This window comes from Stutzerimonas sp. VN223-3, from assembly GCF_045999685.1.
In the GTDB taxonomy this organism is placed as follows: domain Bacteria; phylum Pseudomonadota; class Gammaproteobacteria; order Pseudomonadales; family Pseudomonadaceae; genus Stutzerimonas; species Stutzerimonas stutzeri_AR.
Window position 1 is genome coordinate 553,575 of sequence record NZ_RBEC01000003.1, and the last position, 24,263, is coordinate 577,837.

Consider the following 24,263-nt stretch of genomic DNA (forward strand, 5'->3'; position numbering starts at 1 on the left):
CAGCCCGACCAGCCCACAGGGCTTTCCCGGGCGTGTTCCGTCTTGCATCGGTCCACATTTGGCCGGAGCGGCAGGAACAAGGAACGCGGCGCTTTCCTGCGAAGCCCGCGTTAAGGAGTATGGAATGACCGATTCCCCTAATGTTTCTTTCGACCCAGACGACGACTCGCCGCGTATTTCCACCGGCAGCGAAGGTCTGGATAACATCCTCGGCGGTGGTCTAGATCCCAACCGGATGTATCTCTACGAGGGCACCCCCGGCTCCGGTAAGACCACCATCGCCTTGCAATTTCTGCTCGAAGGCGTACGCCACGGCGAGCGGGTTCTCTATGTGACGCTCTCGGAAACCAAGCAGGAACTGGAGCTCGTCGCCAAGCGTCATGGCTGGACGCTCGAAGGTATCGATGTGTTCGAGCTGGTATCACCCGAGGCAAGCCTCGACCCCGAGCTTGAACTGACGGTGCTGCACCCAGCCGAAATGGAGCTGAGCGAGACCACAAAGCAGGTGTTCGATCGCGTCAGTGAAACCAACCCGACCCGAGTCGTATTCGACAGCCTGTCCGAGATGCGCCTGCTGGCGCAGAGCCCGCTGCGCTATCGCCGGCAAGTGCTGGCGCTCAAGCACTTCTTCACGACCCGGTGCTGCACGGTCATCCTGATCGATGACCAGACCTCGGAAAGCGGGGATCTGCAGCTGCATTCGATCTCCCACGGCGTGGTGATGCTTGAGCAGTTGGCCATCGATTACGGCGCCGAGCGGCGGCGGCTGCGGGTGATCAAGATGCGTGGCATCCAGTTCCGCGGCGGCTACCACGACTTCAGTATCAAGAAGGGTGGGCTAGAGATTTATCCGAGGCTGATCGCCGCCGAACATCACACGGCCTTTACCGGCGAACTGACCCCCAGCGGCAATGAGGAGCTGGACAAGATGCTCGGCGGCGGCCTGGAGCGCGGCACCAACGCGCTGCTGATCGGCGCGGCCGGCGTTGGCAAATCGTCGCTAGCGCTGGGTTACGCAGTAGCCGCGTGCCGACGTGGCGAGCAGGTTGCATTCTTTATCTTTGACGAAGGCATCGGCACCCTGCTTGCCCGTGGCCGAGCACTGGGACTCGATATCGAACCCTGGCTCGAAAAAGGGCTTTTGCGCCTGCAACAGATCGATCCCGCCGAACTTTCACCCGGCGAATTCACCGCTGCGGTACGGCATAGCGTCGAGGTGCAAGGCGCGCAGCTAGTGGTGCTGGATAGTCTCAACGGTTATCTCAATGCGATGCCAGACGGCCGATTCCTGATATTGCAAATGCATGAGTTGCTCAGCTATCTGGGCCAGAAAGGTGTAATGAGTGTGATGGTTCTGGCTCAGCATGGCCTGGTCGGGCCGATGGATACGCCTGTGGATATCAGCTATTTGAGTGATGCGGTTATCATGCTGCGCTATTTCGAGCATGCTGGCGTCGTTCGTCGCGCGTTGTCGGTGGTCAAGAAACGCAGCGGACGCCACGAAAACACCATTCGGGAGTTCCGGCTTGGTGCTTCCGGCATCAAGGTCGGGCCACCGCTTTCGGAGTTCAGCGGTATATTTTCGGGCACGCCGGTCTACACCGGCGATGCCGCTCCCCTCATGAAAGACGAGCATGACGACGCCTGAGCCAGAAAGTCCGATAGTAGCCGTCTACGCCCCCATCGGCAGGGACGGTCCCGCGTCGGCCGCCCTGCTCCGCCGCAGCGGCATGGACGCGGTGGTCTGTCATAGTGTCGACGAAATATTGGAGCGCGCCGGCACGGATGCCGATGCGGTGTTCATCGCCGAAGAAGCCCTTTTCGGCCAGGATCTCGACGCGCTGTCAGCCTGGGTCGCTCGACAACCGACCTGGTCCGATTTCCCGTTCGTCGTGCTGACCAGCAAACATCAACAACCGGCAGTCGCCGCCTGGCGTCAACGCATGGTGGCGGCGTTGCGCAACGTCTCGCTGCTCGAACGTCCGGTGCAGAGCATTACGCTCACCAGCGCCATCCAGACGGCGCTGCGCGGCCGGCATCGCCAGTACGAGGTGCGGGCGCTGATCGAGGCACGCGAACAGGCATCCCTCGAACTGGAGGCGCTGGTGATGGAGCGCACCAGTGAACTGGAGAAGACCAACGTCGAACTGCGCACGCAGATGGCTGAACGCGCCCATATAGAGGAAACCCTGCGCCAAACGCAGAAGATCGAGGCCATCGGCCAGCTCACTGGCGGGATCGCTCACGACTTCAATAACCTGCTGATGGTCATCTCCGGCGGCCTCGATATGATCGATCGGCGAGCGGATCCGGAACGTCGCCAGCGACTGATGGATGGCATGCGTCAGGCCGCGCAACGCGGAGCCGCCCTGACCCGCCAGTTGCTCGCTTTTTCCCGGCGCCAGTCGCTGGCACCCGAGCCGGTGGACCTTGCCTTGCGCATCAGCCAGATGAGCGAACTGCTTGACCGCAGCCTGCGTGGCGACGTGCACGTGGAGGTGAAGTTCGCACCCGATCTATGGCCAGTGGAGGTCGATCCGGGCGAGCTGGAACTGGTGATACTCAACCTGGCGGTCAACGCCCGCGACGCCATGCCGAAAGGCGGTTCGATTCTGCTGCAGGCAACCAACGCACCGAGTGAGCATGTACTGGGGCGGCAGGGCGACTTTGTCCGTCTGGCGGTGATCGATTCGGGCACCGGCATTCCCGCCGACGTGCGTGGCCGGGTTTTCGATCCCTTTTTCACCACCAAGGAAATTGGCAAAGGCTCCGGTCTCGGCCTTGCCCAGGTGTACGGTTTCGCCCGTCAGTCCGGCGGCACGGTGTGGATCGATACCGAATGCGGGCGAGGCACCAGCGTGATCATGATGCTGCCTCGCTCGGAACATCAGCCGGATCAGGTGCCTATCGAGGATGCCAGCGTTGACGAATCTCCCGAGGCGTCCGCAGGTAGCGTCCTGCTGGTCGATGACGACGAAGAAGTCGCCGCGCTAGTGGGCGAAATGCTCGAGCACCTCGGCTATCAGGTGACTCATTCCGGCAGTGCTGCCGCTGCCCTCAGGGCACTGGCGAACGGGCACCGAGTGGACGTGGTCTTTTCCGACGTGATGATGCCCGGCGGCATGAACGGTGTGGAACTGGCACGGGAAATCCGCACGCGCCAACTCGGCATACCTGTCCTGCTCACCAGCGGCTACGCCGAGGCGGCAAAAAAATCGGCGGAGGCCGAAGGCGTGCATGTACTGGCCAAGCCCTACCGCCTCGAAGAGCTGGCCGTGGCATTGAAGAACGCCATGGAAACCGCGACTGAAAGCCCCGAGCTGACGAGCCTACCCGCGCTCTAATTCGCCTGCCGTAGACCGATGAGACTCGCCGCGCTCACGAACTAACCACAGACAAGGCCGTCGAAACGCGAGTTCGAGCCGCTGCGGTTTCGCTGCGGCTTTGGCTATTCGTCTGCGTCAACCAGAAGGAATCGACCATGCCCGCGCCTCGGGATATCTCTTATCCGCTTGCCCGACCCGCAACCACCAATCCAGGAGTCGCGGCGCTGCTGGGCGTATTGCTGATGGGCTGTTCGCTACCCTTGCTGGCTGACGAGCAAGCGCTGGCCGCCCGCGATGCACAGAACAAGCGCCTCACCGAGCAGCTGATGGCCAAGCCCAACCACCTATCCCCGACGCCAACCGCGAAGTACAACCACATCATTACCTACGGCCAGTCCCTGGCATCGGCTGCCGAAGGCTGGCCGGCGCTGTCGAAGCAGCCGGGCTACGACAACCTGATGCTGGGCGACTCGGTGCGCTCGGCGACGTTCAGCGGCGATCGCTTCGTGCCGGTCGGCGAGGCGGCATTCAAGCCGCTAAAAGCTGTGGTGCAGTACAAACGCGATCCAAAGGTCATTCTCGATAGCCGCGCAGTGGCGAAACTGGAAAAACACGCGCAGGAAGAAGGCGAGTCAGTGGAAGTCGGCGCGCTGAACATGGCGCGCCGGCTCTATCTAGAGAAACACGGCATCAAAGCCGACCCCGAGCACCTGTTCGTCGCCAGCAACGCGTCCACGTCCGGTCGCTCCATCGCGCAGCTGTCCAAGGTCGACGGCACCAACGAGTACCGGCGGGTGCTGCAGGCTGTCGATCAAGCCAAGCAGATTGCGGACGCCGAAGGTGCCAGTTACAGCCTAAGTGCGTTCGTCTGGCTACAGGGGGAATACGACTACACGCAGGTCCAGGGCGGAATCAACGATAAGAAAAACTACAAGCAGATGATGCACCAGCTACGCGACGACCTGAACGCCGACACCGCGCAAGCCATCGCCGGACAGCAGCGCATGCCGGCGTTCATCAGCTACCAGACCGACGCTAAATCATCGGTCGTGGACGGCAGCCTCGATATCGGTATGGCGCAGTGGGAACTGGCCCGGGAAGAGCCCAACTGGTATCTGGCCGGCCCGGTTTATCCCTATGTCGACAAAGGCACGCATCTTTCGGCCAATGGTTATCGCTGGTTCGGTCAGATGCTCGGCAAGGTGTATCACCAGGTCGTAGTCGAGCGCCGCAACTGGGTGCCGTTGTCGCCGCTTGGCGCCACAGTCGAAGGCCGCGAAATCCTCATCGATTTTCACGTACCGCATCCGCCGCTGGCGTTCGACGAGCCCTACCTCGGCTACGAAGCGCAGATGATCGAGGACCGAGGCTTCACACTCAGCGACGACCACGGTGAAGTGCCGATCGAGGCGGTCGAGCTCGCCGCGAGTACAGTGGTGCGTCTGACGGCCGGACGCGCCCTGATCGGCACCCCGCGAATCCGCTACGCCAGCCATGCGACCGGCGGCGCCGGCGAGCTGCGTGACAGTGATCCAACCCTGGCCGACGCAAATTATGAATACCTGCCGGACGAAGGCATGCCGCCGGACGCGAATATCAACGCGCTGGCGGACAAGCCCTACCCGCTGCATAACTGGAGCATCGCGTTCGAGATCGAGGCCATAGCGGCCAGCGAAGCAGACCAGATGCAGCGTTAATGAGATCACTGCACGCCGTCATGTAACCACGCACGGCCAGCACTTGGGTTGCATCAGCACGACAATACGGGCCGCCAGAATCAGGCAAGTACCAGGCAGAATCCGCCTAACGTCCCGTCGGCACGCCTCCCTAGCATTCACTCACAGCACATTGGTGCTGCATTCATGAATGCAACCGGAGGTTTTGCACATGTCGAACATCAACGGAAAAGTCATCGCCATCACCGGCGCCAGCAGCGGCATCGGTGAAGCAACCGCACGCCTGCTGGCGAGCCAAGGCGCGCAGGTGGTTCTGGGGGCGCGGCGCCTGGAGCGTCTGGAGGCGCTGGCCGCGGGCATCAACCGGGACGGCGGCAGCGCGGTGGCCCGTGCGCTGGATGTCACGAGTCGTGCGGACATGCAGGGCTTCATCGATTTCGCCGAGCAGCAGTTCGGCCGCGTCGACGTCATCATCAACAACGCCGGCGTGATGCCGCTTTCGAAGTTGGAAGCGCTGAAGGTCGACGAGTGGGACCGGATGATCGATGTGAACATCCGCGGCGTGCTCCACGGCATCGCCGCCGGACTGCCGCTGATGCAACGTCAGCGCAGCGGTCAGTTCATCAACATCGCCTCCATCGGCGCCTATGCAGTCAGCCCGACCGCTGCCGTGTATTGCGCCACCAAATACGCGGTGCGCGCCATCAGCGAAGGGTTGCGTCAGGAGGTCGGCGGCGACATCCGTGTGACCCTTATTTCTCCCGGCGTGACCGAATCGGAGCTGGCAGAGAGCATTTCCGACGCAGGCGCCCGCGCAGTCATGCATGACTTTCGCCAGATCGCCATTCCTGCCGAGGCCATAGCCCGTGCCATCGCCTACGCCGTCGACCAGCCAGCCGATGTGGATGTCAGCGAGCTGATCGTCCGCCCCACCGCCAGCCCCTACTGAGGACACGCCCATGAATGGCAATGCAAGCAGAACCCTAGTAGCCGGATTGGCGCTGCTCACCGGCTTGTCGACTGCCGCCTCCTACGCAGCCGACGGCAGCGAGCGGCACGAGCGAGGCATGAAGGTGATGGAGCGGCTCTCCGGCGGTGCCGGACAACCGGTACTCGATGCCTTACGGCGGGACTATCCCTTTCTCGCCGAGGGCGTTACCGCCTACGCCTTGGGTGATGTCTGGGGCAGAACGCAACTAGACGACCGAACCCGCCAGCTGGCCACCGTCGCTGCGTTCGCCGCACAAGGCAACTTGCCGTATCTGAAGATTCATGCCGGCTATGCGCTGCGGCTCGGGGTTACGCTCGATGAGCTGAAGGAAATAATCTACTTGACCACCGTTACCGCAGGCTTTCCGCGCGCCATCGATGCGGCGCAGGCGCTGCGGGAGGTGCCGGACCCGCCGACAGCGCGATGAGGCTCAGGCGATGCTGCGCAACCGGGCCATGTCCTTGACTGGGGACGCGCCGAACAGTCGGCTGTACTCGCGGCTAAATTGCGAGGGGCCTTCGTAGCCGACCCGGTAACCGGCCACCGACACCTCCAACCCTTCGGCCATCAACAACCGCCGAGCCTCCTGCAACCTGAGCTGTTTCTGGTATTGCAGCGGGCTCATGGCGGTCAGCGCCTTGAAGCGGTGATGCAGGCTGGAGCTGCTGAGATTGACTCGGCGGGCCAGCTCCTCGATGCGCAGCGGCTCGACATAGTTTTGATTGAGCCACTCGATCGCGCGGGTCACCCGATGCGACTGACTGCCCTGCAGGACGATTTCCTGCAAATGCTGGCCCTGCGGCCCACAAAGCAGACGATAGAAGATTTCCCGGAGCGCCAGCGGTGCCAGTACCGGAATGTCCTTGGGTTTGTCCAACAAGCGCACCAGACGCAGGGTGGCATCCAGCAGCGGCGCATCGATGCGGTCCAGGTACAGGCCGCGTTGGGGCAACTCTTCCAGCTCGGCGAACGGATCGGCTTCGCTGATCAGCTCGGCTATCAGCGATGGATCGATGTCCAGGCGAATGCATATATAGGGCTCTTGCGACGAGGCGCGAACCACGCAACCTGCCACCGGCAACGTGACCGAGACCACCAGGTAGTGCAGCGGGTCATAGCTATAAAGTTCGTCGGCCAACCGCACTTCCTTGCCGCCCTGCACGATGATGCACAGCGCCGGCTTGTGTACGACCCAAGTCTTCTCGCCCGGCTCCGCGCAGCGGATCAGATACAAGGGATCGATGGCGGTCGGGTGCATGCCATCTTCACTGACGAAACGCTCCACCAGCTGCGCCAGTTCAGCGCGCTGCGTGCTGGTTTCATCCGCCGAAGGAGTTACGAATGTGTTCATGAGGCGGGCTCCTTGAAACGAAGGAACAGCTTAGCTGCTCTCGACATTTCACGCCGCCTGTTCTCTTTCCCAATAAAAAACGCTGGCGTCCGCCGTAATGCTGTTCACCTAAGGTGTTTAGACGGCGTGACGGCCCTGCCTTTAGGAGCGAGCACGCTCGCGAAGCTCTGCGTGGCCTGGGTTCGCGAGCAAGCTCGCTCCTACGGGCAGCGGGTTCGCTTAGGGCAGAAAAAACGCCGCACCCAGTGCGGCGTTCGTCCTAGGCGAACAACATTATTACGGCGTCCGCCGACGCTTCTTGAAGCATTGAGCAATCAGCTCCGGGCGCGCTCGGCGTCACGCAGCGCCTTGACCTGGTCGTGATTACGCTGCACGCCCTGGAGCTGGCGTTCGACCACGCTGCGCACATCGACCGGCAGGTCTTTTTCCAATGCCTTGCGATAACTCTTCAAGGCGACGTCTTCGCCGCGCTCGCACTCGTTGAGGATCGCTTCGTCGCTCTTGCCGGTGATCATCGACTTGAGATCGACCCAGCGGCGGTGCATATCGCCCGCGGTGCTGGTGGTGGTTTCCGGATCGCCACCCAGAGTACGCACCAGTTGCTGCAGCTCGGCGGCCGCCGTAGCGCAGTCATGGGCACGCTGGGTCATGGTGGTTTTGAGGTTCGGGCTCTTCAAGTCTTCGGCGCACTCAAGGAAGCCTTTCTCGCCGTCCTTGCTGGTTTCGATGAGGTCGTTGAGTACGGAGATGGTGTCTTTGGTATCCATTGAGCATTCCTCCTGGAGCTTGCTAAACGGCCGGAAACAGCACGGCCAACCTGCTCAGTCGACTGCCCCGCTTCGATAAAGGTTCAGGTGGGCTGCCCGATGGAATAGGAGCCACACGACGAAAAGGAAGGCCGAAACGGGTGCAGGTTGGCAGGCGTTCGCGGGGCTGGTCATCGGTTTTCTTATCTTTGGTGTGGTACTGCGCCAACCCCGGCGCCCTCGGTCTGATCGAAAGCGGCCGTCGCATTGTTTGTCGAAGCGAATGATGCGGCGACTCGCCTCTCACGCTAATCCCCGCAACGAAAAAAGCGCCCCGAACCAGTCGGGGCGCTTGTCGTTACCGGTTGCGTTCAGCCAGCCGAGCTGCGCGTCGCCGATGGGCTGGGCATGGTCTGGGCGCGCTGGCGCAACTGTCCCTTGAGGATCTTTCCGGTGGCGGTCGCAGGCAACACTTCGACCATCACGACCTGGCAGGGCCGCTTGTAGGGCGCCAACCGCTCGGCAGCGAAGCTCAGTAGCCCGGCCTCGCTCAGGTCGGCACCCGCGGCACACTGGACGAAGGCGACTACCTCCTCATTGCCGGGAATCTGTCGGCCGACCACCGCCGACAACGTGACCTGCGGATGCGAGTTGAGCACTGCCTCGACATCCGGTGGGTAAATATTGAAGCCCGAGCGAATGATCAATTCCTTGCTGCGACCGACGATGAACAACTCGCCGCGCTCGTCGACGCGGGCGATGTCGCCCGTGTTCAGCCAGCCGTCCTCATCCAGACAGGCACGAGTCGCCTCCGGCTGGCGGAAATAGCCACGCATGACGTTAGGGCCGCGAATCCATAGCTCACCGGTTTCCGGTGCATCGACGTCAGCGCTCTGCAGCGGTTCGAGGCGGTACTCGAGCATCGGCAGCACGCGACCGACGGTGGTGCTGGTGTGGCGGTCTTCAATACGCGTCTGGCTGATGGTCGGGCTGGCCTCGGTAAGGCCGTAGCCGTTGTGCAGCGTCATGCCGAAGCAGGCCTCGACGCGCCGCTTGGTCTCACCATCCAATGGCGAGCCGCCGGCGGACATGTAGATCAGCGCTGGTGCCTGCAGCGTCAGATTCTGCTGCTTTAGGTATTCGAGCAGTCGTGCATACATGGCCGGCACACCCTGCAACACGGTGATGCGCTCCTCACCCAGCGCCTGCAACAACGCTGCCGGCTCGAAACGCGGCACCGGATACAGACAGGCACCGTTGTATAGGGAACCCATGCATACCGAAGCCAGGCCGAAAATATGCGACATCGGCAGCACACCGTAGACGCGCTGGCCCTCAGTGAGACGACGCATACCGCCGGAGATCGAGGCGATATAGAGAATGCCACGGTGGGTCAGCATCACGCCCTTGGGCGTACCGGTGGTGCCCGAGGTGTAGATCATCGCCGCAACCTGCTCGGCACCGCTGGCGTACACCGGTTCGGACTCGGCCTCCGCAAGCGCGCCGATCATCAGCTCACCAAGCCGAGGATGTGCGAAATGCTCGGCTGCGTGGCGCTGGCCATGCTCACGGGCTTCCGGGGATACGCCGGTGGTATAGAAAACTCGCCGTGGCTCGCAGTTCTCGCGGATTGCGTCCACCTCAGCGCCTGACAGTCGCGCGTTGACAATGGCCAACCAGGCGTCGAGTTCGCTCGCGGCGAGCAAGAGCACCACCAACGCGCGGCAATTTTCACCGACGCTCATCAGACGATCGCCCGGACGCACCCCAAGCGCCTTCAGCCAGACCGTTGCAGCGCGAACTTCTTCGGCCAGCTCGGCATAGCTCCAGCGCACCTCGCCATCAACCAGCGCCTGAAGTCCGGGCGTGCGATCGGCACGTTCCAGTACCCCTGTGCTCAGGCGCTGCGGCAGCTCGGCGATCAGCTCGCTGGCCCAGCGGCCATTGATCATTTCGTCCGGCGCGGTCATCGATTGTGACAGAGCCATCAGCACACCTCGCTCTGGTGTAATCGACCCGGCAAGGACGGGAATTTCTGGCGGGCAGGCGACGGCCTGCTAAAAGCGGGCACGCCCGTGTGATGGCTGGTACGCATGGCAATTCTTCCTGACCCTGTTGTCGTTCTTATAGCGGTAATGACGAATTTCGATCTTTCCCACACTGTTTCGCAATGCGAAATAACATTTCGTTTTACTACCAAGTATCGACTTTTGCACAGGCATTAACCTGCGTCAATTCCGGCGACGCAGTGTTCGCCCAATGGTAAGAGCGGCGTGGTGGGCATCAGGATCACGACGCGACGAAACAGGAACTGGAGCAGGAGCTGGCTTCAGGTGAGCCGCTTTTTTGCCACGCTAACGCAAAGTGTGGCCAACCGTTTCCTGCTCGCGATTGTCCCAAGAATGTCTGCCGAATCGGCAGGAGCACACACAACCCTGTTCATCGCCGTCGAGCCCTGCGAAACATGCCGGAATACCTCGCCCCCGTTCCCCGTTGGGAACCCCATGAACGCCCATCCATGCCCGGTTCGCCGGCGATCCTGCTGCATCCGATGCCGATGCGCATCGCCTATGCCTGCGTCGCCGTGCTGGTCGGGCTGACCGGCGGCCTGGGCAACGCGCTGTTCATCGCCAACCTGCCGAGCATTCAGGGCGACCTTGGCCTGACGCCGTCGCAAGCCGCCTGGCTGCCGGCGGCGTACTTCATGGTCAACGTTTCCGCCAACCTGTTGATGATCAAGTTCCGCCAGCAGTACGGCCTGCGCCGCTTCGCCGAGATCGGCCTGACGCTCTATGCGTTGCTGAGCATCGCCCACGTTTTCGTCGAGGGGCTGGAAATGGCGGTGTTCGTTCGCGCTGCCAGTGGCCTGGCAGCGGCTACCACTTCATCCCTCGGGTTGTTCTACATGCTGCAAGCCTTCCGCAAGGCGGACCTGCCGAAGGGGGTGATTTTCGGCTTCGGCATTTCACAATTGGGCACGCCCCTCGCCTGGCTGATGTCGCCGGCATTGCTGGACATGGGCGAATGGCACCGCCTCTATGTGTTCGAGAGCGGCCTGGCGCTTTGCTCGCTGGCGGCGGTGGTAGTGCTCAAGCTGCCCTTGGGCGAACGCATCAAGGTCTTCGAGCCGCTGGATTTTCTCACCTTCGCCCTGCTCGCCCCGGCGCTGGCGCTGATCGCTGCGGTGCTGGCCCAGGGACGGATACTCTGGTGGACCGAGCAACCCTGGCTCGGCAAAGCGCTGATCGTGGCGCTGGTGCTGATGTGCACGGCCTTCATGATCGAACATCACCGACGCAATCCGTTGCTGCACACCCGCTGGCTCGGCACGGCGGAAATGCTGCGCTTCGCCTTCGGCGCGCTCGCCCTGCGCCTGATTTTATCGGAGCAGACCTACGGCGCGGTCGGCCTGCTGCAAACGCTAGGAATGGGCACTGAACAGCTGCAGCCGCTGTATGCAGTGATTCTGCTCGGGTTGAGCATGGGTATCGCCGGCAGCGCCATGACCTTCAGCCCGACCACCGCCCTGCCACAGATCCTGCTGTCGATCGTGCTGATCGCGGTCGCCAGCTTTCTGGATATCGATGCCACCAACCTGACTCGCCCGCACGACATGTTCCTTAGTCAGGGCCTGTTGGCTTTCGCCAGCGGCATGTTCCTCGGCCCGCTGCTGATCACCGGCATCGGCAAGGCGCTACGCAACGGGCCGAATTATCTGGTGACCTTCATCGTCTTGTTCACCATGACTCAAAGTCTCGGCGGGCTTGCGGCGCCGGCCTTGTTCGGCACTTATCAGGATATTCGCGAGAAATACCATTCCAGTCACCTGACCGAGCAGGTGGTGCCGGGCGATCCGCGCGTCGCGCAGCGGTTACAGCTCCAGAATCAGGCACTCGGTCCGCGCCAGAGCGACCCGCAGCTGCGCCAGGCCCAGAGCGCGGCGCAGCTGAGCCAGACCGTCACCCGCGAAGCCAACGTGCTGGCCTTCAATGATGTCTTCCGGCTGATCGGCATGCTCGCCATAGGCGTGTTCGGCTGGACGCTCTAACACACCCTGCGCCTTGCGCGGCAGAACAGGAATGCTCCGCCTCCATGAGTGAAACCAAACGACCCGACGAAGAAGAAACCTTGCAGACGGCCCAGCCACCGCAGGCTTCCGCCGCAGTGACCGACGCCGGCCCAGCGCCGGACGATCCGCCGAAGACGATCAAACCGAGCCGCCGCTCGGTTATTCTGATGGCGCTGGTCGCGCTTGCCGGCGTTCTGGCAATTCTCTACGCCTGGCAGCTGTGGCCGTTCAGCAACCGTGTCGCGGTCACTGAAAACGCCTATGTGCGCGGGCAGATCACCGTCCTCGCGCCGCAGGTCAACGGTTACGTCACCGAGGTGCTGGTACAGGATTTCGAGCAAGTCGCGCGCGGTCAACCGCTGGTACGCATCGATGATCGACAGTATCGCCAACTGGTCGAGCAGCGCCGTGCCGAGCTGGCCGCGCAGCGTTTCGGGCTAGAAAACCTCGAACAGACCCTGGCTTCCAATCGCGCCACGCTGGCGTCACGCCGCGCCGAGTTGTCCGCCGCCGAAGCGGAACTGCAACGCGCTCTCGCCGACGAAAAACGCGTCAACGAGCTGGCCGAACGTGGCTCGGTCTCGATTCGCGAGCGCGATCAGATCCGCGCCAGCGCTCGCGCCGCAGCGGCAAACGTGAAGCAGGCCCAAGCCGCCATCGCCATTGCCGAACAGACCTTGAAGGCCAGCGAAGTCTCGCGCGGCGGCCTTCAGGCGCAGGTGGAAATTGCCGAAGCAGCATTGAAGCGGGCCCAGATTGACCTGGACAACACATTCATCGAGGCGCCACGCGACGGCCGGGTCAGCGAAGTTACGGTGCGCCAGGGCCAATATGTCGCGGCCGGCTCGCAGCTGCTCTATCTAGTTCCGGAGCAGCTTTGGGTCATTGCCAATTACAAGGAAACCCAGACCTTCGCCATGCGCCCAGGCCAGCCGGTGTCGATCGAAGTCGACGCACTGGACGGTGCGCGCCTGAGCGGACACATACAGCGTTTGGCGCCTGCCACCGGGTCTGAATTCAGCGTTCTGCGCCCGGATAACGCCACCGGCAACTTCACCAAGGTGGTGCAGCGGATACCGGTGCGCATTTCCATCGATCCGAACCAGCCGCTGAGCCGACGGCTGCGACCGGGGCTGTCGGTAGTTACTCATGTGGATACCCGCGGCGACGCCGAGGCCATTGAAACCGCAGCGGACAACGCGCGATGAGTCGCCCGTTTCGCGTTCAGAGATTACTGCCGGGTCTGCTGTTGTTCATGTTGGCCGGCTGCATGCCGCCGCGGCAGCCGCTGCCGCCCGAGGCTGCATTCACCCCGCCCACGCAATGGCGCGAGGAGGCGGCGCACACCGCCGAAATCTCCGCGATCTGGTGGCAGGCGTTTGGTGATCCGCAGCTGACGACACTGATTGAAACCGCGCTGGCACATAACACCGACGTGCTGATCGCCGCGTCACGGGTCGAACAGGCACGCGAACAGATCCGCCTGTCCCACGCCTCACTGCTGCCGAGTCTCGACGCGGTGCTGGGGGCGCAACGCACGCGCGAGCTCAGCGTGCTCGGCATCGCCCACACCACGGCGGTGCAACCCTCGCTGCAGGTGTCTTACGAGCTGGATATCTGGGGCCGGCTACGGCGTCTGCGCGAAGCCGCGGAACTGCAATATCAGGCCAGCAAGGCCGAACGCGACGCAGTGCGCCTGGCCGTCGCCAGCACCACGGCACGCGCCTATGTCTCGCTGCTGTCGCTGGACCGGCAGCTGTCCGTGACCCGCGACACCGTTGAGTCGCGCCTGCAGGCGCTGGGTGTCGCCGAGGACCGCGCCAGCCTCGGCTACACCTCGCAGCTGGAACTGACCCAGGCACAATCCGAATACGAAGCCGCGGCTCAATTACTGCCTCAGCTGCAGCAGGCGATTCGCGAGCAGGAACATGCCTTGCGTCTGCTCACCGGGGCGCTGCCGGGCGCGGTGCAGCGCGGCGCCGGGCTGCTCGCCATCGAACCGCCGGATGTGCCCGGCGTATTACCCTCGGAATTGCTGCGGCGGCGGCCGGATATTCATCAGGCTGAACTGCTGCTGGCGGCCAGCGACCTCAACCTGCAAGCCCAGCGCGACCGCTTCCTGCCGCAGGTGCAGGTATCAGCCAGCTTCGGCCAGCTGTTCGTCAATTCACTGGATTACGACCCGGTCCGCGTCTGGGATATCGGTGCCAGCGTGCTGGCGCCGATCTTCGACGCCGGGCGCCTGGAAGCGGGCGTGAACATCGCGGTCGCGCAGCGCAATCAAGCGGCCTTCGCCTATCGCGCTACTGCGCTGGAAGCTTTCGCAGAGGTCGAGAACAGCCTCTCGGCGGTGGGCAATCTGCGGCAACAGATCGCACGCGTCGAGGCTCGCCGCGAGATTCTCGAGCGGTCGCTGACCTTCGCCGAGGATCGTTACCGCGCTGGCTATTCGTCGTATCTGGAAACCCTCGACGCCCAGCGCAATCTGTTCAATACCGAGCTGACCGCCGTACAACTGCGCGAAAGCCAGCTCAATGCGCTGATCGGTCTCTACCAGGTACTCGGCGGTGGCTGGCAGGCCGCCGCCGAGCGCTGAAGGCCTAGCCCAGCCGCTTAAGGCTCAGCCCGGCTGGCGCAGGGTTTCGCGATCGGTGCGCCGTATACCGCCGAATACCCACTCGGCAAAGAGGAACAGAACCAGGCTGCCACCAAGCACCGGCAAGCAGTAACCGAACAGCACCGCAAGCCCCACCGTCACTACTCGAGCAGTCGGTGACAGATCGCGCAGCGCCTGCAGCACACCAGGCTTGCGCACAGGCGAACGGCGGCGCCACCACATCAGGTAACCCCAGCTCACCAGCGTCACCAGGCCAAGCGCGGTGACGGCAAGCAGCAGTTGGTTGGCCAGGCCGAACAGCGAGCCCATGTGCGCATCGATACCCCAGCGCGTCAGCTTTGCCGCCAGCGGGAAACTGGCGAAATCGATGCGGTCAGCGATCGTCAGCGAGCGCGGATCGATGGCTACCGCGTCGACCTGAGTCGGCCAGCTGCGATCAATTTCGGTCACCGTCCAGGCTCGATCAGGGCCTGCAGCCGGAACGATTTCCAGCTTGCCGGCGTCGATACCGGCGCGGCGCGCAGCAGCCAGCACAGCATCGAATAAGGCAAGGTCGCCAGGCTCAGCCGAAGCCATTTGCATCCCGGAATGATGGGCATGTTCACCTGCAGGAGCAGCCGCCTCGCCGGTCAGCGCAGTGGATACGCTCGGCGTGGACATACCGAAGGCCGCCCGCGCGACGCCGATGTTGTCCCCCGCCCAGCGCGACCACGTCAGGCCGGTGGCGGAGAAGAACAGCAACCCCAACAGCAACCATAGCCCCAGCGTGGCATGCCAGCGGCGCAGGGGTTGCGTCCTGGCCACGCTCGCCTTGAGGCGCCGAATAACCCAGAGCGCCAGTCCGCCCAGCGCCGCGACCCATAGCCAGGATGCGGCCAGCTCGCTGTAGATTCGGCCGAGCTCGCCCAACAGCAGGTTGCGATGGAACTCATCGATCCAGGTCCGCAATGGCAGCACACCTGTGGTGCCATAAACGACCAGATCACCGCGGATGTCGGCTGTTACCGGATCGATGAACACGGCTCGACTTTCTGACGCCGCCAACCCCGGCGCGCTGAACATCACCCGCGTGGTCGTGCCGGGTTGCGGTGCCGGACGCACCGCCGAAAGCGTCGCCGCCTCGCCGATGTGCGCCTGCGCGACTTCGATCTGACGCGCCAGGGGCAGCGACGGACCGGTGCTATCGGTAAACAGCTGTTCGGCGTAGAGCTGGTTTTCCAGCTGTGGCGTCAGCGCGTAAAACAAGCCGCTCAAGGCCGCGACGAGGATGAAAGGCCCGACGAACAGGCCGACGTAGAGATGCAGGCGGATTAGCAGCGCCAGCAGCGGTCGCTGCGCTCGGGATGCCAGGGGTGGCGCTTCAGGCTGGGCACCAAATGTGGATGACGACATGAAGAATCACTCGATCGAGAAAACATGGCCAACCCAGCGCTTAGGGTTGGCGACACGGACCACCGCCATCAGCCGTACTCACGCAGCAGTTAGGTGGGGCCCAAGTAGTTTTGGAACGATCAGGTGAGCGGAGAAGCGCGGGGATTAAGGCTGGGCCAGCGGAAACGCGGTGCCAGCGGCGTCGTCATGACGACCGGAAGAACAACCAACTGCACCAGCCGCGGCTCGTGCAGCTCCGGCGTACTGGTGGGAATCGCAGCCAGCGACGCCGAGCCCGCCGCGCAGCAACACGGCATACCGATGTGATGTGCGGGGCCCGGCTTCGGCATCGGTTCGCGGTCATGCGACGCGTGGACGATAGGAGTCGCGTGACTGTCATGCGTGGCGAGATGAGAGGAATCGTGCCGGTTGGCCTCGCCCATTGGACAATGCCCAGCCATGCCCGACATCTGCGCGCCGGCACCCATCAGCGGCATCGCGAACAGATGCAGCAGCACCGCCAAAGCGGCTATCCAGACCGGGGCGCGACGGGGGCGGTGCATGGTTGTCAGACGGCTCCGGCAGAATCGGATAAGGACGGAAGGTGCCGCATTGTTCGCTTTCGGTCAGGGTTGACCTGGGTTGCGCCTGGTCTTGCCGCGCTTCGGCGCAGGTTTTTCGGCCGCTGACTCGCCACGCAGGAGCACCCAGGTTGGCGCGTGATCGCTGGCGTGTTCCTGGTCGCGCACCCAACGATCGACGCCAGCGTCGGCCAACCGCGGCGCCAGATCGGCGCTCAACAGCAGGTGATCGATGCGCAGACCGGAATTCTTTTGCCAGTGCTGACGAAAATAATCCCAGAAGGTGTAGATGCGCTCGTCCGGGTACTTGGCGCGTAGCGCGTCGGTCCAACCCTGGTCCAGCAGCCGCTGGAAACACTCACGGCTCTCCGGCTGCAGCAGTGCGTCCTTGGTCCAGGAGCGCGGATTATAGATGTCCTCGTCAGTAGGCACCACGTTGTAATCGCCGGCCAGCACCACCGGGTGGCCGTTGGCGAACAAGCCGGCGGCGTGCTCGATAAAGCGCTCGAACCAGCTCAGCTTGTAGTCAAACTTCGGCCCCGGCTGCGGGTTGCCGTTGGGCAAATAGAGGCAGGCGATGATCACGCCGTGCACCGCCGCTTCAAGGTATCGGCTATGCGTATCGTCCGGATCGCCGGGCAGACCGCGGCGGATTTCCAGCGGATCGGCGCCACGCGCGAGAATCGCCACGCCATTCCAGGATTTCTGCCCGTGCCAGATGGCGCCGTAACCGGCGGCGCGGATGTCGTCGATGGGAAAGTCCGCGTCCTGCGCCTTCAGCTCCTGCAGGCAGACCACGTCGGGCTCTTCGCGGGCCAGCCATTCGAGCAGATTGGTCCGGCGCGCGCGGATGCCGTTGATGTTGAAGGTGGCGATTTTCAGGATATCCACGAGAAGCCTCGCGCCGATGAATGACCTTGTTGTGACTCGCGGTGGCGCGGCGTGGTTCGCTTCCAGCCGGTTCCGCGTCGAGCCGGCGGATGTAGAGCCGTTTGCAAGATGACGGTGGGCTGAAGCCCACCCTACGCAACTGCGTATCCGGCCTGGCCGTAACTGCAACACACAGAGGTAGGGTGGGCTTTAGCCCACCGAAAAACGCGCCAAAACACGAGGGTCGAGAGGCTTCCGACCAACCCAGCTGGGCCATGCGGTGGGCTGAAGCGAAGCGCCGCCCGTCCCACCCTACATCGTGGTCGCCTCAGCGCGTTTCCCAATAGCCCGGCGCGTTGTAGATCGCCTTCAAGTAGTCGATGAAGAAGCGCACCTTGGCCGGAAGATAGCGCTGTTGCGGATACACAGCCTGAATGTCATAGGCCGGCAATGCGTATTCGTCGAGCACCGTCACCAGCTCGCCGCGCTTGAGTTCGGCCTGGATTTCCCAGGTCGAGCGCCAGCCGATGCCGAGCCCCTGTTTGACCCAATTGAACAGCAGCTCGCCATCGTTGCAGTCGAGGTTGCCAGCCACTCTCACCGCGACCTGACGGCCATCACGCAGGAAGGTCCAGCCGCGCTGCTGGCCACCCTGCAGGTTGAACGCCAGGCAGTTGTGCCGCGTCAGGTCTTCGAGCGTGCGCGGTACGCCCTGCAATTCGAAATAATCCGGCGCACCGCAGACCACTCGGCGATTGGGGAACAGTTTGATGGCGACATAGTTGGGGTCGGTCACCTCACCGATGCGAATGCCCATGTCATAGCCGTGACGCACCAGGTCGACCACGCTGTCGGTGAAATTGAACGACAGCTGCAAATCCGGATAACGCGCCTGGAACGCTGGTGCGTGCGGACCGATATGTCGCCGGCCAAACGCAGCTGGTGCCGACACCACCAGATGCCCGCGCACCGAAGTACGGTGATGGCTGATGCTGGCGTCCGCTTCTTCGAAATCCTTGAGCAGGCCGCGTGCGCGTTCCAGATATTGCTCACCGAGATCGGTCAATGCCAGCCCGCGCGTGGAGCGGTGCATCAATTTGACGCCCAGGTGCCGCTCAAGCGCATCGAGCCGACGCCCCATTACCACCGGTGTAACACCTTCCTTCAACGCAGCCGCGGCAAAGCTGCCGTATTCGGCCACCAGCACAAAGCTGTGCAAAGTCGTATAGCGATCCATTCGATACTCCTGATATCGACAGAACTGAAGTTTCGACTAATTCCCCCATCGGATCTACGGCTTCATGCTTGGGCCACGTATAAAAACTATCGAGTCAACGTTAGGAGGAATGATCCATGGCCCGAATGAGAGCAATCGATGCCGCAGTAGCGGTGTTGCGCAAGGAAGGCATCGATACCGCCTTCGGCATCCCCGGTGCCGCGATCAACCCGCTGTATTCCGCATTGCGCGCCGACGGTAGCATCCGCCACATCCTGGCTCGCCACGTGGAAGGCGCCTCGCACATGGCCGAGGGTTACACCCGCACCAAGGCCGGCAACATCGGCGTGTGCATCGGCACCTCCGGCCCGGCCGGCACCGACATGATCACCGGGCTGTATTCCGCCTGGGCCGATTCGATCCCAATTCTCTGCATCACCGGTCAGGCGCCGCGCGCTCGTCTTTATAAGGAAGACTTCCAGGCCGTGGATATCGAGTCCATCGCCAAGCCGGTAACCAAGTGGGCCGTTACTGTACGCGAGCCGGCATTGGTTCCGCGCGTGTTCCAGCAGGCCTTCCACGTGATGCGCTCCGGTCGTCCGGGCCCAGTACTGATCGATCTGCCGTTCGACGTGCAGATGGCCGAGATCGAATTCGACGTCGACACCTACGAGCCGCTTTCCGTCTACAAGCCGGCGGCCAGCCGCAAGCAGATCGAGAAAGCCATCGACATGCTCTGCGCCGCCGAGCGCCCGCTGATCGTCGCGGGTGGTGGTATCTACAACGCCGGTGCCGAAGCGCTGCTGGTGGAGTTCGCCGAGACCGTTGGCGTGCCGGTGATCCCGACCCTGATGGGCTGGGGCTCGATCCCCGATGACCATCCGTTGATGGCCGGCATGTGTGGTCTGCAGACCAGCCACCGTTACGGCAACGCCAACATGCTGGCCTCGGACTTCGTACTCGGCATTGGCAACCGTTGGGCCAACCGCCACACCGGCTCGGTCGAGGTCTACACCAAGGACCGCACCTTCGTGCACGTAGATATCGAGCCGACCCAAATCGGCCGAGTATTCTCACCGGACTTCGGCATCACTTCCGATGCCGGCGCCGCGCTGAAGCTGTTCGTCGAAGTGGCCAAGGAGCGCAAGGCCGCTGGCAAGCTGCCGGATCGCAATGCCTGGGCCGCCGATTGCCAGGAACGCAAGCGCACCCTACTGCGCAAGACGCACTTCGATTCGGTACCGATGAAGCCGCAGCGCGTGTATCAGTGCATGAACAATGCCTTCGGCAAGGACGCCTGCTACGTCAGCACCATCGGCCTGTCGCAGATCGCCGCCGCGCAGTTCCTGCATGTCTACAAGCCGCGCCACTGGATCAACTGTGGCCAGGCCGGCCCGCTCGGCTGGACCATTCCTGCAGCGCTCGGCGTGGTTGCGGCTGATCCGCAACGCAAGGTAGTGGCGCTCTCGGGCGACTATGACTTCCAGTTCATGATCGAGGAGCTGGCGGTAGGTGCGCAGTTCAAGCTGCCCTACATCCACATTCTGGTGAACAACGCTTACCTGGGTCTGATTCGCCAGGCACAGCGCGGCTTCGAGATGGATTACTGCGTGCAGCTGGGCTTCGAGAACATCAATGCCGACCAGAGCGGCATGGAAGGCTACGGCGTCGATCACGTCGCGGTGGTCGAGGGTCTGGGCTGCAAGGCGATCCGCGTGTTCCGCCAGGAAGAACTGCAACCGGCCATCGAACAGGCCCAGGCCTGGATGGCCGAGCACCAGGTACCGGTGGTGATCGAAGTGATCCTTGAGCGAGTAACCAACATCGCCATGGGCACCGAGATCGATGCCATCAACGAATTCGAGGCGCTGGCTGAAGGCCGAGAAGATGCGCCGACTGCGGTCGGCTTGCTGGATTGATTCAACCGTAACCAAACGCGTGGAAGGCGCTTCGCGATCTTCCACCCTACGCAAGTGAACGTAGGGTGGATGTCGCGAAGCACATCCACCAACACTCCCGACGGGACTGGTAGCAGTAGCTTCCAACCCGTTCGGGGATTGTCCCTACAGACAAGGAGATGTACCCATGCCCCGTTTTGCCGCCAACCTGTCCATGCTGTTTACCGAGATGGATTTCCTCGACCGCTTCGCCGCTGCTGCCGAAGCCGGCTTCAGCGGTGTCGAGTACCTGTTCCCCTACGACTACCCAGCCGAGGAGATCAAGGCACGCCTGGACGCCAACGGCCTGACTCAGGTGCTGTTCAACCTGCCTGCCGGCGACTGGGCAAAGGGTGACCGTGGTGTCGCCTGCGATCCCGAGCGGGTTGAGGAATTCCGCACCGGCGTCGACCAGGCTATCGCCTACGCCAAAGTGTTGGGAAATACCCAGATCAACTGCCTGGCTGGCATCGCACCGAAAGGCGCCGACTTGGGCAAGCTGGAGATGACCTTCATCGAGAACCTGCGCTACGCGGCGAAGAAGCTCGAAGCCGCCGGTATCCGTCTGGTCATGGAAATGATCAACACCCGCGACATTCCGCGCTTCTTCCTCAACAACACCTCGCAGGCGCTGGAGATTCGCGACAAGGTCGGCAGCACCAACCTTTATCTGCAATACGACATCTACCACATGCAGATCATGGAAGGTGACCTGGCACGGACCATCGAAACCAACCTGGCAGCGATCAATCACGTGCAGCTGGCCGACAACCCGGGCCGCAACGAACCCGGTACTGGCGAGATCAACTACCGCTTCCTGTTCGAGCACCTGGACCGCATCGGTTATCAGGGCTGGGTCGGCTGCGAGTACAAGCCGGCCACCACCACCGCGGCCGGTCTCGGCTGGCTGGCTCCTTACCAGAACAGCGTGCACAACGCGATCTGAACTGACGCGACCCAGACGAATAAAGAGGAAAACACTCATGGCTAAGATTGGATTTATCGGAACCGGCATCATGGGCCTGCCCATGGCTCAGAACCTGCAGAAAGCCGGCCACAGCATTTTCATCTCCACCCATCATGACCCTGCCCCGGCAGCACTGGTCGAAGCGGGCGCCGTAGCCCTGGCCAACCCGAAAGAAGTTGCCCAGGAAGCCGAATTCATCATCGTCATGGTGCCGGACACCCCACACGTCGAAGACGTGCTGTTCCGCGAGAACGGTATCGCCGAGGGCGTCGGCCCGAACAAGCTGGTGATCGACATGAGCTCGATCTCCCCAAGCGCCACCAAGCAGTTCGCCGAGAAGATCAACGCCACGGGTGCCCGCTATCTCGACGCGCCGGTCTCTGGTGGTGAAGTCGGTGCCAAGGCCGCGTCCCTGTCGATCATGGTTGGTGGTAGCGAAGAAAGCTTCGCTCGCGCCCTCCCCCTGTTCCAGGCCATGGGCAAGAACATCACTCTTGTCGGTGAGAACGGTGACGGCCAGACCGCCAAGGTAGCCAACCAGATCATCGTCGCGCTGAACATTCAGGCCGTCGGCGAGGCGCTGCTGTTCGCCGCCAAGAACGGCGCCGACCCGGCCCGCGTTCGCGAGGCACTGATGGGTGGCTTCGCCAGCTCGAAGATCCTCGAAGTTCATGGCGAGCGCATGATCAAGGGCACTTTCGATCCAGGCTTCCGCATCAGCCTGCATCAGAAGGACCTCAATCTTGCCTTGGCCGGCGCGCGCGAGTTGGGTCTGAACCTGCCCAACACCGCCAACGCTCAGCAGGTGTTCAGCACCTGCGCGGCCATCGGTGGCAGCGGCTGGGACCACTCGGCACTGATCAAGGGCCTGGAGCACATGGCCAACTTCTCGATCCGCAAGAAGTGATCGCGAAGCAACAGAGTTGAGTTGAGCCGCGCTATCCAGTGTTGGATCCAGACAGCAACGCAGGGTAGCGCTGCGCTCAACGCCACTTGCAAGTCATGAGCCGGCTGCTGTGCGGAGTGCTTGGAATCAAGTCCCCCACGACGCAATGCTCCGTTCAGCAACCAGTTCATTCGCCGCCTTCGGGCGGCACCCCTTTCGACCTGCTCGGCAGAAGGAGTCACGGCCCGATTGCCGGGCGGGTCGATTCCAAACCTTAGTGCTTGCTTTTTTACTTGCGTAACCGAGCACTAAGGTCTGGAATCGGCCCCAGACCCCATTAGAAGGAGCTGTACATGAGCCTCGATCCGCAAGCCTTGTTGCGCGAGCTGTTCACCGCCGCCATCGATGCCGCCCATCCGCGCCAGGTGCTGGCCGATCATCTACCGGCTGACCGTAGCGGGCGCGCCATCGTCATCGGTGCCGGCAAGGCGGCCGCCGCCATGGCCGAAGCTATCGAAGCAGCATGGCAGGGCGAACTCTCCGGACTGGTAGTAACCCGCTACGGTCACGGAGCCAATTGTCGCAAGATCGAGGTGGTGGAAGCCGCACACCCGGTACCGGACGATGCCGGCGAGCGCGTCGCCCGTCGTGTGCTGGAAATGGTCAGCAACCTCGAGGAAAGCGACCGAGTGATATTCCTGCTGTCCGGCGGCGGTTCCTCGCTGCTGGCGCTGCCGGCCGAGGGCATCAGTCTCGCCGACAAGCAGGCCATCAACAAGGCGCTGCTGCGTTCCGGCGCGCACATCGGCGAGATGAATTGCGTACGCAAACACCTTTCGGCGATCAAGGGCGGCCGTCTGGCCAAGGCCTGCTGGCCAGCCAGCGTTTACACCTATGCGATTTCCGATGTGCCTGGCGACGAGGCTACGGTAATCGCCTCCGGCCCTACCGTGGCCGACCCGACCACGTCGGCCGAAGCCTTGGCGATCCTTGCCCGTTACAACATCGAGATACCGGAGAACGTTCGCACGTGGCTTGAAGACCCGCGCTCGGAGACGGTCAAGCCAAACGATCCATGCCTGTCGCGAAGCCATTTCCAGCTGATCGCAAGGCCCCAGCAATCGCTGGATGCGGCGGCCGAAAAGGCTCGCGCCGCCGGCATCACGCCGCTGATCCTTGGCGATCTGGAAGGCGAGTCGCGTGAAGTCGCCAAAGTCCATGGCGGTATCGCCCGCCAGGTGGTACTGCACGGCCAGCCGATCACCCCGCCCTGCGTGATTCTTTCCGGCGGCGAAACCACGGTGACGGTGCGCGGCAACGGCCGCGGTGGACGCAACGCAGAATTCCTCCTGAGCCTGACGGAAAACCTTCAGGGCCTGCCGAATGTCTACGCGCTCGCTGGCGACACCGATGGTATCGACGGTTCGGAAGACAACGCCGGCGCTGTGATGACACCGGACAGCTACTCTCGCGCCGAAGCCCTCGGCCTCAAAGCTGCGGATGAGCTGGCCGACAACAATGGCTACGGTTACTTCCAGGCACTGGACGCCTTGCTGATGACCGGGCCGACGCGCACCAACGTCAACGACTTCCGCGCCATCCTGATCCTGCCGCCGTCCAGCTAACGGGCGGTTGCAGCGCGCGTCAGTTACACGCGCT

At 62.8% G+C, this 24,263-nt stretch carries 19 protein-coding genes; 12 read left to right on the forward strand and 7 right to left on the reverse strand.

The genetic code is table 11. From position 1 onward, the window contains the following. Positions 1-124 precede the first annotated feature (124 nt). The 5 genes from D7241_RS18470 to D7241_RS18490 all read left to right on the forward strand — a co-directional run bounded on the left by D7241_RS18470 (position 125) and on the right by D7241_RS18490 (position 6,420). Entirely contained in the window at positions 125-1,648 is a 1,524-nt protein-coding gene (locus tag D7241_RS18470) for an ATPase domain-containing protein (protein WP_408102748.1), read from the forward strand. Next, positions 1,635-3,344 (forward strand): response regulator, encoded by a 1,710-nt coding sequence (locus tag D7241_RS18475; protein ID WP_408102749.1) that lies wholly within the window; start codon positions 1,635-1,637, stop codon positions 3,342-3,344. The genes D7241_RS18470 and D7241_RS18475 overlap by 14 nt, the downstream gene beginning before the upstream one ends. Before the next feature lie 224 nt (positions 3,345-3,568). Continuing rightward, positions 3,569-5,023 carry a sialate O-acetylesterase gene (locus tag D7241_RS18480; protein WP_408102962.1) on the forward strand — a complete coding sequence of 485 codons (1,455 nt, stop codon included), beginning with the start codon at positions 3,569-3,571 and terminating at the stop codon, positions 5,021-5,023. A gap of 190 nt (positions 5,024-5,213) precedes the next feature. Beyond that, positions 5,214-5,951 (forward strand): SDR family oxidoreductase, encoded by a 738-nt coding sequence (locus D7241_RS18485; RefSeq protein ID WP_408102750.1) that lies wholly within the window; start codon positions 5,214-5,216, stop codon positions 5,949-5,951. A 10-nt stretch (positions 5,952-5,961) separates the two neighbouring features. Further along, positions 5,962-6,420, forward strand: coding sequence for a carboxymuconolactone decarboxylase family protein (locus D7241_RS18490; RefSeq protein ID WP_408102751.1), 459 nt, complete (start codon positions 5,962-5,964; stop codon positions 6,418-6,420). Positions 6,421-6,423: 3 nt separating this feature from the next. Here the strand turns inward: D7241_RS18490 and D7241_RS18495 are convergent, their stop codons facing one another. From D7241_RS18495 to D7241_RS18505, 3 genes are all read right to left on the reverse strand, one after another. Next, the gene (locus D7241_RS18495) at positions 6,424-7,344 is read right to left on the reverse strand and encodes an AraC family transcriptional regulator N-terminal domain-containing protein (protein ID WP_408102752.1); all 921 of its coding nucleotides are present in this window, start codon (positions 7,342-7,344) and stop codon (positions 6,424-6,426) included. Positions 7,345-7,658: 314 nt separating this feature from the next. Beyond that, positions 7,659-8,111, reverse strand: a complete 453-nt coding sequence (locus D7241_RS18500) for a PA2169 family four-helix-bundle protein (protein ID WP_255981556.1) — start codon at positions 8,109-8,111, stop codon at positions 7,659-7,661. A gap of 350 nt (positions 8,112-8,461) precedes the next feature. Further along, a complete protein-coding gene (locus D7241_RS18505) occupies positions 8,462-10,078 on the reverse strand; it encodes a class I adenylate-forming enzyme family protein (RefSeq protein WP_408102753.1) in 1,617 nt (538 codons plus the stop codon). Between the two features lie 530 nt (positions 10,079-10,608). On the opposite strand from D7241_RS18505, the gene D7241_RS18510 reads away from it, so the two are divergent. The 3 genes from D7241_RS18510 to D7241_RS18520 are packed head-to-tail and all read left to right on the forward strand — an operon-like array spanning position 10,609 to position 14,755. Continuing rightward, the gene (locus D7241_RS18510; RefSeq protein ID WP_408102754.1) at positions 10,609-12,138 is read left to right on the forward strand and encodes an MFS transporter; all 1,530 of its coding nucleotides are present in this window, start codon (positions 10,609-10,611) and stop codon (positions 12,136-12,138) included. Positions 12,139-12,182: 44 nt separating this feature from the next. Continuing rightward, positions 12,183-13,367 (forward strand): HlyD family secretion protein, encoded by a 1,185-nt coding sequence (locus tag D7241_RS18515; protein ID WP_408102755.1) that lies wholly within the window; start codon positions 12,183-12,185, stop codon positions 13,365-13,367. After that, positions 13,364-14,755: an efflux transporter outer membrane subunit gene (locus D7241_RS18520; protein ID WP_408102756.1), complete on the forward strand. Its 1,392-nt coding sequence runs from the start codon at positions 13,364-13,366 to the stop codon at positions 14,753-14,755. Before D7241_RS18515 ends, D7241_RS18520 begins: the two co-directional genes overlap by 4 nt. Positions 14,756-14,779: 24 nt before the next feature. Here the strand turns inward: D7241_RS18520 and D7241_RS18525 are convergent, their stop codons facing one another. The 4 genes from D7241_RS18525 to D7241_RS18540 form a co-directional block, all read right to left on the reverse strand. After that, positions 14,780-16,168: a PepSY-associated TM helix domain-containing protein gene (locus tag D7241_RS18525; RefSeq protein WP_408102757.1), complete on the reverse strand. Its 1,389-nt coding sequence runs from the start codon at positions 16,166-16,168 to the stop codon at positions 14,780-14,782. 119 nt (positions 16,169-16,287) lie between these two features. After that, positions 16,288-16,671 carry a DUF2946 domain-containing protein gene (locus tag D7241_RS18530; RefSeq protein WP_408102758.1) on the reverse strand — a complete coding sequence of 128 codons (384 nt, stop codon included), beginning with the start codon at positions 16,669-16,671 and terminating at the stop codon, positions 16,288-16,290. Between the two features lie 102 nt (positions 16,672-16,773). After that, positions 16,774-17,619: an exodeoxyribonuclease III gene (gene xth / locus D7241_RS18535; protein WP_408102759.1), complete on the reverse strand. Its 846-nt coding sequence runs from the start codon at positions 17,617-17,619 to the stop codon at positions 16,774-16,776. Positions 17,620-17,926: 307 nt separating this feature from the next. Beyond that, positions 17,927-18,835 carry a LysR family transcriptional regulator gene (locus tag D7241_RS18540; RefSeq protein ID WP_408102760.1) on the reverse strand — a complete coding sequence of 303 codons (909 nt, stop codon included), beginning with the start codon at positions 18,833-18,835 and terminating at the stop codon, positions 17,927-17,929. A gap of 116 nt (positions 18,836-18,951) precedes the next feature. On the opposite strand from D7241_RS18540, the gene gcl reads away from it, so the two are divergent. The 4 genes from gcl to D7241_RS18560 all read left to right on the forward strand — a co-directional run bounded on the left by gcl (position 18,952) and on the right by D7241_RS18560 (position 24,229). Continuing rightward, positions 18,952-20,733: a glyoxylate carboligase gene (gene gcl, locus D7241_RS18545; RefSeq protein WP_408102761.1), complete on the forward strand. Its 1,782-nt coding sequence runs from the start codon at positions 18,952-18,954 to the stop codon at positions 20,731-20,733. A gap of 166 nt (positions 20,734-20,899) precedes the next feature. Beyond that, complete coding sequence (gene hyi / locus D7241_RS18550) at positions 20,900-21,697, forward strand: hydroxypyruvate isomerase (RefSeq protein ID WP_408102762.1); 798 nt, start codon at positions 20,900-20,902, stop codon at positions 21,695-21,697. Positions 21,698-21,734: 37 nt separating this feature from the next. Beyond that, positions 21,735-22,625, forward strand: a complete 891-nt coding sequence (locus tag D7241_RS18555; protein WP_255981536.1) for a 2-hydroxy-3-oxopropionate reductase — start codon at positions 21,735-21,737, stop codon at positions 22,623-22,625. A 332-nt stretch (positions 22,626-22,957) separates the two neighbouring features. Next, positions 22,958-24,229 carry a glycerate kinase gene (locus tag D7241_RS18560; protein ID WP_408102763.1) on the forward strand — a complete coding sequence of 424 codons (1,272 nt, stop codon included), beginning with the start codon at positions 22,958-22,960 and terminating at the stop codon, positions 24,227-24,229. Positions 24,230-24,263: the final 34 nt, after the last annotated feature.

Excerpts from the sequence above, each read along its gene's own strand:
- D7241_RS18500 (WP_255981556.1), bottom strand. The coding sequence starts at position 8,111 with ATGGATACCAAAGACACCATCTCCGTACTCAACGACCTCATCGAAACC.
- D7241_RS18510 (WP_408102754.1), top strand. The coding sequence starts at position 10,609 with ATGCCCGGTTCGCCGGCGATCCTGCTGCATCCGATGCCGATGCGCATC.
- D7241_RS18475 (WP_408102749.1), top strand. The coding sequence starts at position 1,635 with ATGACGACGCCTGAGCCAGAAAGTCCGATAGTAGCCGTCTACGCCCCC.
- D7241_RS18555 (WP_255981536.1), top strand. The coding sequence starts at position 21,735 with ATGGCTAAGATTGGATTTATCGGAACCGGCATCATGGGCCTGCCCATG.
- D7241_RS18480 (WP_408102962.1), top strand. The coding sequence starts at position 3,569 with ATGGGCTGTTCGCTACCCTTGCTGGCTGACGAGCAAGCGCTGGCCGCC.
- D7241_RS18490 (WP_408102751.1), top strand. The coding sequence starts at position 5,962 with ATGAATGGCAATGCAAGCAGAACCCTAGTAGCCGGATTGGCGCTGCTC.
- D7241_RS18515 (WP_408102755.1), top strand. The coding sequence starts at position 12,183 with ATGAGTGAAACCAAACGACCCGACGAAGAAGAAACCTTGCAGACGGCC.
- hyi (WP_408102762.1), top strand. The coding sequence starts at position 20,900 with ATGCCCCGTTTTGCCGCCAACCTGTCCATGCTGTTTACCGAGATGGAT.
- D7241_RS18485 (WP_408102750.1), top strand. The coding sequence starts at position 5,214 with ATGTCGAACATCAACGGAAAAGTCATCGCCATCACCGGCGCCAGCAGC.
- D7241_RS18505 (WP_408102753.1), bottom strand. The coding sequence starts at position 10,078 with ATGGCTCTGTCACAATCGATGACCGCGCCGGACGAAATGATCAATGGC.
- D7241_RS18540 (WP_408102760.1), bottom strand. The coding sequence starts at position 18,835 with ATGGATCGCTATACGACTTTGCACAGCTTTGTGCTGGTGGCCGAATAC.
- D7241_RS18495 (WP_408102752.1), bottom strand. The coding sequence starts at position 7,344 with ATGAACACATTCGTAACTCCTTCGGCGGATGAAACCAGCACGCAGCGC.
- D7241_RS18525 (WP_408102757.1), bottom strand. The coding sequence starts at position 16,168 with ATGTCGTCATCCACATTTGGTGCCCAGCCTGAAGCGCCACCCCTGGCA.
- D7241_RS18560 (WP_408102763.1), top strand. The coding sequence starts at position 22,958 with ATGAGCCTCGATCCGCAAGCCTTGTTGCGCGAGCTGTTCACCGCCGCC.
- D7241_RS18520 (WP_408102756.1), top strand. The coding sequence starts at position 13,364 with ATGAGTCGCCCGTTTCGCGTTCAGAGATTACTGCCGGGTCTGCTGTTG.
- D7241_RS18470 (WP_408102748.1), top strand. The coding sequence starts at position 125 with ATGACCGATTCCCCTAATGTTTCTTTCGACCCAGACGACGACTCGCCG.
- gcl (WP_408102761.1), top strand. The coding sequence starts at position 18,952 with ATGGCCCGAATGAGAGCAATCGATGCCGCAGTAGCGGTGTTGCGCAAG.